Consider the following 16,053-nt stretch of genomic DNA (forward strand, 5'->3'; position numbering starts at 1 on the left):
CGGGGTGGGTCAGCGGGGGCGGGCCCAGGTGAGGAAGCGGGCGGCCAGCGTTTCGGGTGGGCAGGTGCCGGCCAGGTCGTCGGCGGCGTCGTACATCATCGAGCCGAGATAGACGAGCAGGCCGGTGCGGTTCTCCCGGTATTCGCCCAACAACGCCAGCCGGGCCGCCGAGCACGGCCAACGGGCACCGCACACCCGGCACCGCCAGGACGGTCGGGCCGCGACGTGGGGGCGGTAACGGGCCGTCACCAGTCCCGGTCCCCGGGGAGCGGGATGGGGGTGGCCGGGGACGGACATCGCCGGAACAGGAATCGCATGGGTGGGCCTCCGTCGAGGTGAATGGGGCGCCGGCCGAGTCGGGTACGCCGACGCCCCGGCCTGGTTCCGCCCGCCGTCCGATCCCGTGAGCGGTCCCGCTGCGTGACAGTCTGGTGAGGACGCGACTACGGTGGGAGGCTTGGCGCGGTGACGACGCGCGCGTCCCGGGCCGATCTCAGGCGGTACGACGATGTACGGAGGGTGTCCGTGGACCGCTCGTCCATGCTGGAGCACTTCGCGGAGGAACTGCGGCTGGTCCGGTCCGCTGCCGACATGTCGCAGACCGCGCTGGCCGAGGCGCTCAGCTACTCGGCCGCGCTGGTGGCGAAGGTGGAGACCTGCGAGCGGAAGCCGAGCCTGGACTTCGCCCGCCGCTGCGACACGGTGTTCGCCGCCGACGGCCGTTTCGAGCGCATCCAACGCCGACTCAGCCGGGAGATCCTGGTGCCGTGGTTCCGGGACTGGCCCGGCATCGAGGCGGAGGCCACCGCGCTGCGTTCGTTCGAGCCGCTGTGTGTGCCGGGGCTGTTGCAGACCGAGGCGTATGCCCGCGCGTTGCTTGCCGGCGGTGGGCTGTTCGCGCCACACGAGGTCGAGCAGCAGGTGACGACCCGGTTGGACCGGCAGACCGTGCTGACCCGCGAGCGTCCGCCGATGTTCACCGCCGTCGTCGACGAGTACGTGCTGCGTCGGCGGATCGGTGGACCGGAGGTGATGCGGGAGCAACTGCGCCACCTGGTGAAGCTCGGCGCGACGGTGCCCAGGCTCCGGATCCAGGTCGTGCCGCTCTCGGTCGGCGCCTATCCCGGGATCAACGGCCCGTTCGTGATCGCCACGCCGCCGCACGGGGAGGACGTCGTCTATCAGGAAGGACAGCTCCACGGGCAGGTAGTGGACCGTGCCGACTATCTGCGGCAGATGGTCGAGGTTTGGGAGTCGATCCGGGGTGAGGCACTATCGCAACAGCAGTCCCTCGATCTGATCGCGGAAGTGGCGGAGACATGGAATTGACCGGCGTCCGGTGGCGCAAGAGCATCCGCAGTAACGGCCAGGGTGGCAACTGCGTGGAGGTGGCCGACAACCTGTCGGGTGTGGTGGCCGTACGCGATTCCAAGGATCCGGCTGGGCCGGTGTTGGTCTTCGGTCCCGGCTCCTGGCGTGCGTTCGTCACCCGGCTCTCCGAGCGCCCATAGCGGACGCCGAAGAGGCCCGAACGGATCGTGGTGCGAAAGCGCCCCTGCGAGGGCACTTCCGCACCACGATCTGTCCCGTCCGACGTCGAGGCAGCGCAGCGGCGGTCAGCCGCCCTGGTAGTAGCGGGCAGCGCCGGGGTGCAGGGGGATGGGGTCGGTGGAGGCGGCGCTCTGGCGGTCGAAGTTGCGGGCCTCGGGGTGTGCCACGGCCAGGTCGGTCTGGTACGTGAAGAGGAGCCGGGTCAGGTCGTACGCCAGTTGATCGGGCATGTCGGCGTTGACCAGGATCACGTTGGCCACCGTGACCGTGGGAGTGCCGTTCGGCGTGTCGTAGGCGTCCTTGGGCAGCTCGGCGGTGGTGTAGACCGAGCCGTGTTCGGCGTTGAGCGACTCGACCAACTCGGCGATCGGCAGCAGGGCGAACCGGCCCGGTGCGCCGCTGAGCATGTCGGCGATGCCGGGGGTGGGCAGGCCGCCGGAGAAGAACATGGCGTCGAGGGTCCCGGCGCGCATCCGGGCCACCGTCTCCGGCAGCGACAGCCGGGCCCGGCGTACGTCCCGTTCGGGGTCCAGCCCGGCGGCGGTGAGCAGCCGGGCGGCGATGACGTCGGTGCCGGACTTGGGGGAACCGGTGGAAACCCGCTTGCCGCGTAGTGCCGCGAGGCCGGTGAACTGGGCGTCGGCTCGGACGATGACGTGGGTGTAGTTGCTGTAGACCCGGGCCAGGGCCCGGACCGGTTGGGGTCGGCCGGCGAACGCGCCACGGCCGGCGCTGGCGTCGGCGGCGGTGTCGGCCAGGCTGAACGCGATCTCCATGTCGCCCTCGACCAGGCGGGTGATGTTCTCGCCGGAGGCTCCGGTGGGTTCGGCGCGGGCCTCGTAGCCGGGCAGGTGCCGGCTGATGATGTCGGCGTACCCGCCGCCGAGCTGGTAGTAGACGCCGGTGGTGTTGCCGGTGGCGAGGAAGATGCGTCCGTCGTGCCACGGGCGCGGCTCCGGGCCGGCCTCGGCGCCACAACCGGCGACCAGCGCGACCGCCAGCACGGCCGCCATCAGACGCCGACCCCGCCCGGCCACGCCGACACCTCGCGCGCGAACCGCCGCGCTTCGTCCACCGACGCCCGCACCCCACCCGCGAACCGCCGAGCTTCGTCCACCGACGCCGGCACTCCGGCCGGTCACGCCGGCACCCCGCCCTGTTCCGCCCAGGTGCGCATGGCCGGTTCGAGGGCCTCGGCCACCCGCTGGACCAGGGTGGCCGTCTCGTAGCCGATCTGGCCCAGGTCGCAGCCGGCGGAGGCGAGGACCCCGATCAGGGCGCGGTCGCCGACCGCCATCACCAGCAGCACCCCGCCGTCCATGTCGACGATCTGCTGGCGTACCCGGCCGGCGGACATCAGCCGCGCCGCGCCGACGGTCAGGCTGGCCAGCCCGCTGATCACGGCGGCGAGCTGGTCCGCCTGGTCGGTGGAGAGGTGGGGCGAGGCGGCCAGTCGCAGCCCGTCGCCGGAGACGGCGAGGGCGTGCGACACGTCCGGGACCTGCTCGGCGAAGTTCGCCAGGAGCCAGTCCAGGCCGGCGCTGACGTTGGGCATCATTCGGGTCTCCCGCTGTGTCTGGTCTGCTGGTTGCGTCGCATCGCCTGGGCCACCCCGGCCGACAGGGCGGTGAGTCGGGCCCGGACGACCTCGGGGTCGAGCAGGTCGGTGCCGGCCGGTGGGGGTGGGGTGTCGTGCAGTTCGGACTGCAGGCCGCCGCCACGGGTCCGCCGGGGCAGTCCGCTGGCGGTCGCCGCGCCGGCACCCGACCAACTCGGCGGTGCCTGGCCCGCCCCGGCACCCGACCAACTCGGCGGTGCCTGGCCCGCCCCGGCTCCGGCGCCCGACCGGCCGGACGATCCGTTGACGGCGGGGCGGACCACCGGCAGCGTCATCGTCGGGGCCCGGTGGACGGTGAACTGCTCCGGCGCGGTGCCCATCTCCGCCCGGGGCCGCGGTATCCGGCGGCCGCCGGGCTCGCCGTCGTGCGAGCGGAACCAGGCGGCACCGGGGGGCGTGGCGCGTGGCGCGGCGGGCGGCCGCCCCTTGACCTCCTCGACCCGGGTGAGGATCTCCTCCGGGACCTCCACCTGGGCGACCGTGCCGGCACCGGCGCTGTGCAGTCGCACCTGCACGCCGTGCCGCGCGGCCAGGTGGGCCACCACGTGCAGGCCCATGCTGCCGGCCGCCGCGCTGGACAGGACGGCCGGCGCGCGCAGCCGCTCGTTGATCTCGGCCAGGCGGCCTTCGCCGATGCCGATGCCCTGGTCGTGTACGCGCAGCGTCAGCCCGTCGACTGTCCGTCGACCGTCCACGTGCACCGGGGCGTGCGGCGGGGAGTAGGCGGTGGCGTTCTCCAACAGTTCGGCGAGGAGGTGGACGAGGTTGCCCACCGCCGAGCCGTGCACCGCGGCGGCCGGTACGTCGATCTCGACCCGGGCGTACTCCTCGATCTCCGACGCGGCGCCCCGGACCACGTCGGCCAGCAGGTGCGGGCCCTCGTGCGAGCGGCCCGGTTCGCCACCGGCGAGGACCAGCAGGTTCTCGCCGTTACGCCGCATGCGGGCGGCCAGGTGGTCGAGCGCGAACAGCCGGGCCAGCGCGTCGGGATCGGTCTCCTCCTGCTCGAACTCGTCGAGCAGGCGCAACTGCCGGGTGATCAGCGTCCGGATCCGTCGGGCCAGCGCCTCGACCATCCGGGTCACGTCCATGCGCAGCTCGGCCTGCTCACCGGCGAGCCGCAGGGCGGCCCGGTTGACCGTGTCGAACGCCTCCGCCACCTGGGCGATCTCGTCGCGTCCGCGACTGATCCCGGCGGTGATCTGGGAGGCCGGACCGGCACCGGAACTGCTGTCGCCGGCCGAGATCGCGGTGATCCGCTCGGGCAGTTCCCGGTGCGCCATGGCCAACGCGGCCACCCGCAGCCGCCGGAGCCGGCGGCTGGTGCGTACCGCCAGCATCGCGGCGGCGACCAGCGAGGCCAGCGCCAGCCCGCCGGCGGAGCCGCCGGTGACCAATGCCCGCTGGCGGGCGTCGGCGGCCAGCGCGGCGGACCGGCGGTCGAGGTCGTCGGAGAGTTCGCGGCCCAGCAGGTTGAACCGGCGGATGGTGCCGCTCTGCGCCACGAACCAGGCGTCGCCGTCGGTGCCGAGCGCGGCCGGCTCGCGGTCCGCGTTCAGCGCGCTGTCGCGCATCCGCCGGGCCGTGGAGACGTCACTGCCGGCCAGCAACCGGGTGTACGCGGCCGTGGCGTCCGCCCCGGCGATGCGGGAGAACTCGGCCTGGCGCTGTTCGGCGGCGCCCCGCAGCCGGCCCAGCCGGACCAGTTCACCCTCGGCCAGCTCGCCCCGGACGAAGACGGTCCGCAGCAGGTCACGTTCCAGCGACGCCAGGTGCTCCTGGGCGGCGACGGCGGCCACCTCCCGGGCCCGGTTGGCCAGCTCCGGGTCGCGTACCTGGGCGGGCAGCGCGTCGGCCACCGTGAGCAGCGACTCCACCAGCGCCACGTAGGTCGGGTCGGCGGTCGCGGAGCCCAGTGCGGCCACCCGTGCCTCGTCGAGCTGGACGAGGTGTTCGTCCACGCCGTCCAGGGAGCGGCCCAGGTCGGGAGCGGCCCGTCGGGCGTCGCCGCTGGCCGACCGGTACCGCGCCACGGCCTCGTCGACCCGCTGCCGCTGGGCGTCGACCAGTTGCCGGCCGGAGGTCCCGCCGCGCTGGCGCAGGGCGGCCGTCTCGCCGAGTTCCCGTTCCACCTCGTGCACCAGCGACACGGTGGCGGTGGCGGTGCCGGCCAGTACCCGGGCGCGTTCGGCGTCGGTGGTGGCGGAGAGGGCGTTGCCGGTCTGGATCGCGCCGAGGGCGAGTAGTCCGGCGGTGGCGACGAGGATCGGCGCGAGGAGCTGCGTCCGCACCGACCACAGTCGACCGGTGTGATCGGACGGACGGTTGTGCCGGCGTACGCGCGCCAGTGAGGGCAGCGGCACGGGGGTCTCCCGAGGTAGTGGTGGCCGGGCCGGGCCCCCACGGGAGGCACCGGCCCGGCCGGGTCGGTCAGCTCGCGCCGAGGTCCTGCAACGCCTTGTCCGCACCCCGGTGCAGACCGACCGGGTCGGTCTTGCGGGCGGTGTCCAGAGCGATGCCCTTGGCGGCGGGGTTGGCCTGGGCCAGCGCGTCCTTCTTCTCGAACACCGTCCGGGTGATCGCACAGGCCACGTTGGCGTCCAGGTCCTTGCGGACGAGCAGCACGTTGGGAACCACGATGGTCGGGGTGTCCGCCACAGTGGAGTACACGTCCTTGCCGATCGTGCCGGCCTGGTACGCGGGGTTCAGCTCGCTCATCTTAGGCAACAACGGCGTGATGTCGATGAACTTGACCTTGTCCCCGGCCGTGGTGAAGAGGTCCGTCACACCACCGGTGGGTACGCCGCCGGACCAGAAGAAGCCGTCGAGGCTGCCGTCCTTGACGCCCTCGACCGTCTTGGTCAGGTCCAGACGCTGGGCCTGGATGTCGGCGGCCGGATCGAGTCCGGCGGCCTCCAGCAGGCGGTTCGCGATGACCTCGGTGCCGGACTTGGGGGAGCCGGTGGAGATCTTCTTGCCCTTCATGTCGGCCACGGAGTTGATTCCCGCGTCGGCCCGGACGACCACCTGGGTGTAGTTGTCGTAGATCCGGGCCAGCGCCTCGACCGGCTGCGGAGTGGTGAAGGTGCCCTTGCCCTGCACCGCGTTGACGGCGGTGTCGAAGAGCGAGAACGCCACGTCGTACTGGCCGCCGACGAGCTGTTCGATGTTCTGCACCGACGCGCCGGTCTCGGCCGCCGTGCCGGTGAGCCGGCCGGCGGTGCTGTTCGAGAGCTGCCCGGCCAGGGCGTTGCCGACCACGTAGTAGACGCCGGTGGCGTTGCCGGTGGCGATGCCCACCCGGGTGTTCTCGGCCACCTCGCAGGTGACGGCGTTCGCGGTGTCGTCCGTGGCGGCGGCGCCCTGACGGCCGCCGCAACCTGCGGTGCCGGCCGCGACGAAGGCGAGTGCTCCCACTCCCGCCACGAGCCGCACGTTGATCCGTCCCACTCTTGCTCCTTCCGCGTTCATGCCGGTGATCCGGCTCGCGTCCCGCCGGAGGAGCCGGCGGATCCGCGTCGTACGAAAACGCCCACCGCCATGGCGCCGGCCAGTACGGCACCGATCGCGACGGGTACGGGTTCCAGCCAGAGCAGCGTGAGCCCGGCGATCGCGCCGAGCATCCGCTCCGGTACGCCCGCCGGGCCGACCCCGGGCAGCCAGCCGCCCGCCGCCACGGCCAGCACCGCCACGCTGAGCGCGGTGACCGTGCCGGCGACCAGGATCCGTTGTGGACCGCCCATGCCGAGCAGGCCGAGCCCGGTCGGGTTGGCCACGAAGGCGAGCGGGATGAGGTAGGCCGGCAGCGCGTACCGCAGGGTGTGCCACATGGTCGGTACGACGCGGCCGCCGGTGACCGCGGCGGCGGCGACCGCGGCGAGCGCGGTCGGCGGCGACACCTCGGACAGCACCGCGAAGTAGAAGACGAACATCGCCGCGGCGGGGGCGCTGACGCCGAGGTCGAGCAGGGCCGGACCGATGATCACCCAGCCGATCACGAAGGACGCGGTGACCGGGATGGCCAGGCCGAGCAGGCTCAGCGCGACGGCGGCGAGCAGCGCGGTGAGCGCCAGCACCACGGCCGGGTTCGAGCTGACCATGCCGGCGGCGTCGATCAGCAGCGCCGCGGCCTGTGGCCCGAGCCCGGTCTTCGTGGTGGTGGCGGTGATGATCCCGGCCGCCGCGCAGACCACCGTGACGGCGAGGACCCCGCGTGCGCCGCCGGAGAACGCGTCGAGCAGCCGGGGCGGGGTGAGCCGGTGCCTGCGGTCCAGGTAGGACAGCACGATCGCCAGCAGGGTGGCCAGCACCACCGCGCGGGTGGCCGAGACGCCGACGGCGAGCAGGCCGACGATCGCGAACAGTGAGGCGAAGTGATAGCCGGAGCGGGCCAGCAGCCGCCAGGCGGAGGTGGCCGGCATGGCTGCCGCGCGTACCCCGGAGCGGCGCGCGTCGATCTCCACCGAGAGCACGATGCCGAGGTAGTAGAGCACGGTCGGCACCATCGCCCAGCCGAGCACCTGGAGGTAGGAGACGCCCAGGTACTCGGCGATGATGAACGCCGCCGCGCCGAGCGTGGGCGGGGAGAGGATGGCTCCGACACCGGCCGCCGCGAGCATGCCGCCGGCCCGTTCCGCCGGGTAGCCGGCGCGGCGCAGGATCGGCCAGGTGACCGCACCGATGCTGACGGTGGTGGCGGCGCCCGAGCCGGAGACGGTGCCGAGCAGGAAGCCGGAGGCGACCGCGGTACGACCGGCGGCGGTGCGGGACCGGCGGAACGCGGCGGCGGAGAGGTCGACGAAGAACCGGCCGGCGCCGGAGCGGTCCAGCACCGCACCGTAGATGGTGAACAGCACGATGTAGGTGGCGGCCACGTCCAACGGGGTGCCGTAGAACCCGCTGTCGGAGTTGTAGAAGGCGTCCACGATCTGCCCGAAGTCGAGCCCGGCGTGGGCCACCGCCCAGGTCTGCGGCAGCAGTCCGCCGTAGTAGCCGTAGCCGAGGAAGACCAGGCACACCACGGGCAGGATCCAGCCGGTGGTGCGTCGGCACGCCTCCAGCAGCAGGAGCAGCAGGACGGTGCCCATCGCCACGTCGGTGCCGACGAGCAGGCCCTGCCGGTCGAGGAAGGCGTCGTAGCCGCCGCCACCGCCGGCCAGCGCGACCGGCAGCACCGGGTAGAGACAGGCGGCGAGCGCGGCGACTGCCAGTGCCCAGTCGACCCCGCTCGGCCCGGTGCGTGGCGGGCGGGCCTGCGCCGGGGGCGTGGCACGTCCGTCGGTGTTCGCGTCACGGTCGCGGCGCAGCCGGGGCAGCCGCAGGTCGGCCGGGTACGCGAGGAAGACCAGTGGGAGTACGCCGGCCAGGAAGAAGATCAGGTAGTACTTGCTGCCCTGGGCCAGTGGCCGGAACACCTGCCAGAGGGCGAGCAGCGCGACGGCCAGGGTCGCGGCGGTCAGCAGGACGGCGACCGGCCCGGTGAGCGTACGGCCGGGCTTCTCGTCCTCGAACTGGGCGGCCAGTTCCCGCGCGTCCACCTCCGGCGGCGCGTCGGTGTCCCCGGCACCGGTGGGTCGGTCACCGGGTGGCGTGTTCGGGCCGGTGGCGGGCTCGGGGCCGGGTCGTTGCCGGGGGATGGTGGCCGGAACGGTCCCGACGGCGCGCGGATCGGCCTCGGGGTCGGCCTCCGCCACGCGGGCACGGGCGCGATTGCCCTCGGGTCCGGAATCATCGGTGAATCGGATAGCCGACACGAGGGGGGACGATACGCGAATTGACACATCGATGGGAACATTGTCGATCGTCGTTTCCCTGAGTGACTTTCATTTTGTTTCAGTCACTCCCCGCTGCGCTTGTTTCAGAATCAGTTTCGCGACCGGCGCGGGACGTGCGCGTTAGTCTGCCGGATGCGCGACGCGAGCACGCGTAACTGCGTCCGTTTTTCACCTTCTGGGGCATTGGGCTGTCACATGTCGGCGTCGAAATGCCGGCGAATCCATTACTCTCCGTATAGATGCTGACGGAGGGTGGCGGCGTCGATCGGGTCGGTCGTCCGGGCCGGGGCGGTGGTTCGGCGGCTACCGGTGCGGGTGCCCGACCTGATCCGGTCGGCGCGTCACGGTTGACAGCGGATCCCCGACGAGTCGCGCTCTGCGCCGGTGCACGCGCCATTCCCGATCGCCTTTCCGCCATGGCCCGGGCCGGACGCGCGGCACCGGTGGCGCGACGGTGTGGTCGGCGGCACGACGGTGTGGTCGGCGGCACGCCGTGTCCGCGGTCCACGCGGAGGGCCGGCGGGTGGTTACCCGAGCGCACTGGCGGGGCATGTCTCGGGCGAGAACATCGAGGTGAGGGGAGGGGCGATGGCCTCCGAGAAGTCTTCCCGTCCAGACCGGGCCGACGCGGTGCGGCAGCCCGCCGACGATCCCCACAGCGGTGCGGAGCGCCTGCCGGCCGACCGGGACGCCCCCGACGGGCCGACCCGGCTGTCCCGCGACGAGTGGGTGGCGGCGGCGCGGCGGACCGTCCGGGAGTTCAGCTCCGACGGCCTGACCGACTGGGCCGCCGCCCTCACCTACTACGGTGTGCTCTCCATCTTCCCCGGCCTGCTGGTGCTGGTCTCGCTGCTCGGTCTGCTCGGCCCGAGCGCCACCCAGGGCGTGCGCGACACCGTCGGCCAGGTGGTGCCGGAGCAGAACATCCGCCAGATCATCGACGCGGCCATCGACCAGGCGCAGCAGAACGGCGGTCTCGCCGGCCTCGCCGCCGTGATCGGTCTGCTGGCCGCCTTCTGGTCGGCCTCCGGCTACGTCGCCGCCTTCATGCGCGCCTCCAACATCATCTACGACGTGCCGGAGGGGCGCCCGATCTGGAAGACCCTGCCGATCCGGGTGGGCGTGACCGCCGTGATCGGGGTGCTGCTGCTGGCCAGTGCGGTGATCGTGGTGTTCACCGGCCGGTTCGCCGAGCAGGTGGGTGACGCGATCGGGGTCGGCAGTACGGCGGTGACGGTCTGGGACCTCGCCAAGTGGCCGGTGCTGCTGATCCTGGTCAGCCTGATGTTCGCCATCCTCTACTGGGCTTCTCCGAACGCCCGGCAGAGCGGCTTCCGCTGGGTCAGCCCGGGCGGGGTCCTGGCGGTGGTGATGTGGCTGCTGGTCTCCGGCGTCTTCGCGCTCTACGTGGCCAACTTCGGCTCGTACAACAAGACCTACGGTGCGCTCGCCGGTGTGATCATCTTCTTGGTCTGGCTCTGGCTGAGCAACGTCGCGATCCTCTTCGGCGCCGAGTTCGACGCCGAGCTGGCGCGCGGCCGGGCCATCGCGGGTGGCCTGCGTCCGGTCGACCGGGAGCCGTACGTCGAGCTGCGCGACGACCGCAAGCTGCGGCAGGAGGACGAGACGGAGTGAGTTCGGCTTCTTAGCCGATCAGAGACACCCTGGGTCCGAGCGCCGGTCATCGGCGCTCGGGCCCAGGCTCGTTCTGCCCGGTCGGATGCGCGTCGTCAGGCTCCGGCCGGTTCGGCCACCTCCCGCCCTCGGGCGGCGTCGGCAGGCCGGCGGCCACCATCTGCCACGGCGCGGACCGGATGAGCAACCCTTTCCTTGATCCACTCGAAGCTTTTGTCTGCTCGGACAAAAGTTGGTGGAATGTCGGCCGAAGATCTGGACAGGCAGCTCGGAAGGCGCTTACTGTGTCGGACACAACACATCGGCGTTGCGTCGATGTGAATCGCATCGATGAAAGGGGTCCCGATGCGGACCGTCGAACCCCTGCACGTGCGCCTGTTGCGGTTGCTCCGCGACCAGGGGGCCGTCTCCCGGGCGGAGCTGGCGGACCGCCTGGAGATCCCCCGTCCCCGGCTGCTGGCCGAGCTGGAACGACTGGTGAGCCATGGCTACGTCGCCGAGGCCGGCATGGCCGCCTCCCGGGGCGGCCGACGCTCCACGCTCGTCGAACTGAGCCCGGACCTGCGGTTCGCGGCCGTCGACCTCGGAGCCAGCTCCATCGACGTCGAAGTCGTCAACGGCCGCCTGGAGCCCGTGGCGGCGTACGCGGAGACGGCCGACATCCGCTCGGGTCCCAAGGTGACCCTGCACCGCGTGAACGAACTGCTCGCCAAGGCCCGTGTGGACGGCGTCTACGACCGGCTGAACGCGGTCGGCATCGGGGTGCCCGGTCCGGTCAGCTTCCGCGACGGAGTGCCGGTGTCCCCGCCGATCATGCCGGGATGGGACCGCTTTCCGGTCCGTGAGCTGCTCACCCGCGAGCACGGCTGCCCGGCGGTGGTCGACAACGACGTGAACATCATGGCGATCGGCGAACGGCACGGCGGGGTGGCGCACTCGGTCGACGACTTCCTCTTCGTCAAGATCGGCACCGGGATCGGGTGCGGGATCTACCTGAGTGGCGAGGTCTACCGGGGCACCGACGGCTGCGCCGGGGACATCGGCCACATCCAGGTCGACGGGCACGGGCCGGTCTGCTCGTGCGGCAACGCCGGCTGCCTGGAGGCGCTGTTCAGCGGCGCCGCGCTGGCCAAGGAGGCCACTGCCGCAGCGCGTACCGGTGCCTCACCCGCGCTGGCCGAACGCCTGCGCGTGCAGGGGTCGGTCACCGCCCAGGACGTCGCCGCCGGTGCCGTCGAGGGCGACGTGGCCTGCATCCAGCTCATCCGCGAGGGCGGCCGACGCCTCGGCAGCGTCCTCGCCGGACTGGTCAGCTTCACCAACCCGTCGATGATCGTCATCGGCGGTGGACTCGCCCAACTCGGGCACGTCCTGCTCGCCGAGATCCGCAGCGTCGTCTACCGGCGTTCCCTGCCGCTGGCCACCGGCAACCTGCCGGTCGTGCTCTCCGAACTGGGACCCCGCGCCGGTGTCGCCGGAGCCGCGGTGCTCGCCAGCGACCTGGCTTTCCTGGAGGCAGCGTGAACACCGACGGCGACGTGAGCGACGCGCCACTGGTCGAAGCTCCGGACGACACCGTGGCCGGCGAGGTGGTCCTGCGCCTGACCGACGTGGTCAAGACCTTCCCGGGCGTACGCGCGCTGGACGGCGTGCAGTTGGAGGTCCGGGCCGGCGAGGTGCACTGCCTGCTCGGGCAGAACGGCGCCGGCAAGTCGACCCTGATCAAGGTGCTCGCCGGAGTGCATCGACCGGACTCGGGGCTGGTCGAATGGCGCGGCGAGCCGGTCACCTTCGCCAACCCGCAGGCCGCCATGCGAGCCGGGATCGCCACCATCTATCAGGAACTCGACCTGGTCGACGACCTGTCGGTGGCGGAGAACGCCTTCCTCGGGCACGAGCCGCGTCGCCTCGGCTTCGTCCGCCGGGGGCAGATGGCCCGGCGTACCCGGCAGATCCTCGGTCGGCTCGGGCACGCGGAGATCCCGCCGGGCCGGGTGGTGCGAGCGCTGCCGGCAGCCGGCAAGCAGGTGGTCAGCATGGCCCGCGCGCTCTCCCACGAAGCCCGGCTGATCATCATGGACGAACCGAGTGCGGTGCTCGCCCACGACGAGGTGGAGAACCTCTTCCGGATCATCCGCGAGCTGACCGCGCAGGGGATCGCGGTCATCTACATCTCGCACCGGCTGGAGGAGATCCGCGAGATCGGTGACCGGGTGACGGTCCTCAAGGACGGCCGGACCACGGCCTCGAACCTGGCGGCCCGGGACACCCCGACGCGTGACCTGGTCTCCCGGATGACCGGCCGGACCATCGAGTACGTCTTCCCGGATCGCCCCGACAGCACCGGTGTCGGCGACGAACTGCTCCAGGTCGACGGGTTGACCCGGGCCGGGGAGTTCGCCGACGTCTCGCTCTCGGTCCGGGCCGGGGAGATCGTCGGCATCGCCGGGCTGGTCGGTTCCGGCCGGTCCGAGCTGCTGGAGACGATCTACGGCGCCCGGCGGGCCGAGTCCGGCTCGGTGCGGATGTCCGGTCGGGCCCTGCGGTCGGGCAGCGTCGGCGCGGCGGTCCGGGCCGGCATGGGCATGGCCCCGGAGGAACGCAAGAGCCAGGCCCTGCTGCTCGGCGAGCCGATCTACCGCAACGTCACGCTGGCGACCTTCAGCAGGTACGCCCGACTCGGGTTCACCGACGTCGGGAAGGAACGCGCCGAGGCGGACCGGATCGCGGAGAAGCTGGAGATGCGCCCGCGCGACGTACGCCGGGCGGTGCGCACGCTCTCCGGCGGCAACCAGCAGAAGGTGGTGGTCGGGCGCTGGCTGCTCGGCGACACCAGACTGCTGCTGCTCGACGAACCGACCCGGGGCGTGGACGTGGGCGCCCGCGCCGAGCTGTACCAGGTGATCCGGCAACTCGCCGCCGAGGGTGTCGGGGTGCTGCTGGTCTCCAGCGAGGTGCCCGAGGTGCTCGGTCTGGCCGATCGGGTGCTGGTCATGCGGGAGGGCCGGGTCGTGCGTACCGCCCCGGCGGGCGAACTCGACGAGAACACCGTGCTCGACCTCGTGATGGCGGGGTCTCTGATGGAAGGCGCACCGGCATGAGCGAGCGTCAGCGAGCGAATCATCGATACAGCGTGAAGGTGCCTCATGGCGGCGCGGAGCGAAGCGGAGCGCCGGCATGAGCGAGCGAGGGCCCTCGACGACACAGTTGCCGGCACAGTCGCCGCCGGTGGACCCGAGCGGGACCGGGGTGACCACGCACGGGGCGGCCGACGCCCCGACGCGCGGCGGCCGGCTCTCCTTCTGGAACGGCGAGGGCGGTGAGGGCGCCAAGCGGAACCTGGCTCTGATCGGGGTGCTGCTGGTGCTCTTCGTGATCGGCGCGGCCACCCGCTCCGACCTGTACTCCAACCCGGACTGGGTCTGGGCCAACATGCTCAGCATCCTCAAGCTCGCCTCGGTGGTCGGCGTGGTCACCGTCGGGATGACCTTCGTGATCATCGGTGGCGGCATCGATCTCTCCGTCGGCGCGATCGTCGCGCTGGCCGGGGTCTGGTGCACCACGGTCGCCACGCAGAGCTTCGGCGCCGCCGGCATGATCTTCACCGCGATCGTGGTCGGGGTGGCGGTCGGCCTGGTCAACGGGACGCTCATCGCGTACGGGCGGCTGGTGCCGTTCATCGCCACGCTGGCCATGCTGGTGGCGGCCCGGGGACTGGCCGCCGAGATCTCCGACAAGCAGACGCAGATCTCGCAGAACGGCGTCATCAACGGGATCGCCAGCAACGACCTGCTCGGTATCCCGCTGCTGGTCTACATTCTGGCCGCCGTGGTCGCCGCCGGGTGGGTGCTGCTCAACCGCACCACCTTCGGCCGGCGTACGGTCGCCGTCGGCGGCAACCCGGAGGCGGCCCGGCTGGCCGGCATCAACGTCCGGCTGCACACCCTGCTGCTCTACGCGCTCTCCGGCCTCTGCTGCGGCATTGCCGCGATCATGCTCACCGCCCAGGCCACCTCGGCCCAGGCGGCGATGGCCAACCTCTACGAGCTGGACGCGATCGCCGCCGTGATCATCGGTGGCACGCTGCTCAGCGGCGGGCGGGGCACCATCATCGGTTCCCTGCTCGGTGTGATCATCTTCGCCACCATCACCAACCTCTTCGCGATCAACGGACTCTCCACCGAGGCACAGAACATGGTCAAGGGCGGCATCATCGTCGCCGCCGTCCTGATCCAGCAGGTGCAGTTCGGCACCCTCACCCAGTTCCTCCGCCGCAACAACCGGGTCACCACCAACTAACCCTCTTCGCACCCTCCGCACCAGACCGGACCACCCGAGCAGACGACGGTGGTCGGGTCGCGCACACCCAATTTTCCTCCACCACATGACATCAGGAGGTCGTCATGACCCAGCACAGTCGCGACATGTCGCGGCGCCGGATGCTCTTCGGCGGGGCGGCCGTCGGTGCCGGCGTACTGCTCTCCGCCTGCACCAGCAACGAGCAGGGCACGCCCACCGAGGCACAGACCAAGGCGGCCGAAGGCGGCGGCAACGCCGAACCGGGCGAGCGGGTCACGATCGGGTTCTCCGCACCGGCCGCCGACCACGGCTGGATCGCCGCGATCACCAACAACGCCCGGGCGCAGGCCGGCGCGTACTCCGACGTGGAGTTCAAGACGGTCGAGGCGGGTGCGGACGCGGCGGCCCAGCGGGCGGCGCTGTCCACCCTGGTCTCGCAGAAGCCGGACGTGATCGTGCTGCTGCCGCACGACGGCAAGGAGCTGAACTCGTTCGGCCTGGAGGCGATGGCGGCCGGCATCCCGGTGGTCAACCTGGACCGGGCCTTCCCGGACGCGAAGGCGTACCGGTTGCAGATCAAGGGTGACAACTACGGCATGGGCGTGGCGGCGGCCACCTTCATCATCGAACAGCTCAAGGCCAAGGGCGTGAGCAACCCGGTGATCGCCGAGATCGCCGGCATCGACTCGCTGGAGCTGACCCAGGAGCGGTCGAAGGGCTTCGCGGACACGCTGGCCCAGGGCGGCCTGCGGGTGGCCAACCGGCGGGCCGCGGAGTTCACCGTCGACTCCGGTCAGCGCGAGGCGAGCCAGTTGCTCCAGGCCCTGCCGAAGATCGACGCGATCTGGAACCACGACGACGACCAGGGCATCGGCGTGCTGGCCGCGATCAGCCAGGCCAACCGCAACGAGTTCTTCATGGTCGGCGGCGCCGGGTCGAAGAAGGCGATGGAGGACATCCAGGCCGACAACACGGTGCTGAAGGCCACGGTGACCTACAGCCCGTCGATGGCCTCGTCGGCCATCTCGCTGGCCCGGCTGATCGGCCAGAACCGGGGCATGTCGGACCTGGTCGAGCTTCAGGTGCCCAAGGAGATCGTCCTCGCCTCCGAGACGATCACGAAGGAGAACGCGAGCGACTACCTCAAGCTCGGGTTCTGACACCACGGGGGGAGAC

At 71.8% G+C, this 16,053-nt stretch carries 13 protein-coding genes; 7 read left to right on the forward strand and 6 right to left on the reverse strand.

What is annotated here, in order from left to right:
* Positions 1-9: 9 nt before the first annotated feature.
* On the reverse strand, positions 10-297 hold the full coding sequence (locus ABZ738_RS22900) for a flavin reductase (RefSeq protein WP_176095027.1): 288 nt from the start codon (positions 295-297) through the stop codon (positions 10-12).
* 228 nt (positions 298-525) lie between these two features.
* Between ABZ738_RS22900 and ABZ738_RS22905 the strand changes: the two genes are divergently transcribed.
* Both ABZ738_RS22905 and ABZ738_RS22910 read left to right on the forward strand, forming a co-directional pair.
* On the forward strand, positions 526-1,329 hold the full coding sequence (locus ABZ738_RS22905) for a helix-turn-helix transcriptional regulator (protein ID WP_254876961.1): 804 nt from the start codon (positions 526-528) through the stop codon (positions 1,327-1,329).
* The gene (locus ABZ738_RS22910) at positions 1,320-1,511 is read left to right on the forward strand and encodes a DUF397 domain-containing protein (RefSeq protein WP_357216165.1); all 192 of its coding nucleotides are present in this window, start codon (positions 1,320-1,322) and stop codon (positions 1,509-1,511) included. Before ABZ738_RS22905 ends, ABZ738_RS22910 begins: the two co-directional genes overlap by 10 nt.
* 105 nt (positions 1,512-1,616) lie before the next feature.
* On the opposite strand, the gene ABZ738_RS22915 is transcribed toward ABZ738_RS22910, so the two are convergent.
* From ABZ738_RS22915 to ABZ738_RS22935, 5 genes are all read right to left on the reverse strand, one after another.
* Entirely contained in the window at positions 1,617-2,588 is a 972-nt protein-coding gene (locus tag ABZ738_RS22915; RefSeq protein ID WP_357216167.1) for a TAXI family TRAP transporter solute-binding subunit, read from the reverse strand.
* 101 nt (positions 2,589-2,689) lie between these two features.
* Positions 2,690-3,109, reverse strand: coding sequence for a roadblock/LC7 domain-containing protein (locus ABZ738_RS22920; RefSeq protein WP_131057271.1), 420 nt, complete (start codon positions 3,107-3,109; stop codon positions 2,690-2,692).
* Positions 3,106-5,460: a sensor histidine kinase gene (locus tag ABZ738_RS22925; protein ID WP_357216170.1), complete on the reverse strand. Its 2,355-nt coding sequence runs from the start codon at positions 5,458-5,460 to the stop codon at positions 3,106-3,108. Before ABZ738_RS22925 ends, ABZ738_RS22920 begins: the two co-directional genes overlap by 4 nt.
* 139 nt (positions 5,461-5,599) lie before the next feature.
* The gene (locus tag ABZ738_RS22930; RefSeq protein ID WP_357216173.1) at positions 5,600-6,619 is read right to left on the reverse strand and encodes a TAXI family TRAP transporter solute-binding subunit; all 1,020 of its coding nucleotides are present in this window, start codon (positions 6,617-6,619) and stop codon (positions 5,600-5,602) included.
* A gap of 17 nt (positions 6,620-6,636) precedes the next feature.
* Positions 6,637-8,706, reverse strand: a complete 2,070-nt coding sequence (locus tag ABZ738_RS22935) for a TRAP transporter fused permease subunit (RefSeq protein WP_357216415.1) — start codon at positions 8,704-8,706, stop codon at positions 6,637-6,639.
* 825 nt (positions 8,707-9,531) lie between these two features.
* On the opposite strand from ABZ738_RS22935, the gene ABZ738_RS22940 reads away from it, so the two are divergent.
* The 5 genes from ABZ738_RS22940 (at position 9,532) to ABZ738_RS22960 (ending at position 16,037) form a co-directional block, all read left to right on the forward strand.
* A complete protein-coding gene (locus ABZ738_RS22940) occupies positions 9,532-10,578 on the forward strand; it encodes a YihY/virulence factor BrkB family protein (protein ID WP_357216176.1) in 1,047 nt (348 codons plus the stop codon).
* Between the two features lie 345 nt (positions 10,579-10,923).
* Positions 10,924-12,102: an ROK family protein gene (locus tag ABZ738_RS22945; protein ID WP_131053884.1), complete on the forward strand. Its 1,179-nt coding sequence runs from the start codon at positions 10,924-10,926 to the stop codon at positions 12,100-12,102.
* 65 nt (positions 12,103-12,167) lie between these two features.
* The gene (locus tag ABZ738_RS22950; RefSeq protein WP_357216418.1) at positions 12,168-13,679 is read left to right on the forward strand and encodes a sugar ABC transporter ATP-binding protein; all 1,512 of its coding nucleotides are present in this window, start codon (positions 12,168-12,170) and stop codon (positions 13,677-13,679) included.
* A 76-nt stretch (positions 13,680-13,755) separates the two neighbouring features.
* The gene (locus ABZ738_RS22955) at positions 13,756-14,877 is read left to right on the forward strand and encodes an ABC transporter permease (protein ID WP_131053885.1); all 1,122 of its coding nucleotides are present in this window, start codon (positions 13,756-13,758) and stop codon (positions 14,875-14,877) included.
* Positions 14,878-14,981: 104 nt separating this feature from the next.
* The gene (locus ABZ738_RS22960) at positions 14,982-16,037 is read left to right on the forward strand and encodes a substrate-binding domain-containing protein (RefSeq protein ID WP_131053886.1); all 1,056 of its coding nucleotides are present in this window, start codon (positions 14,982-14,984) and stop codon (positions 16,035-16,037) included.
* Positions 16,038-16,053 lie beyond the last annotated feature (16 nt).

This window comes from Micromonospora sp. NPDC047793 (assembly GCF_040642635.1).
GTDB lineage: Bacteria > Actinomycetota > Actinomycetes > Mycobacteriales > Micromonosporaceae > Micromonospora.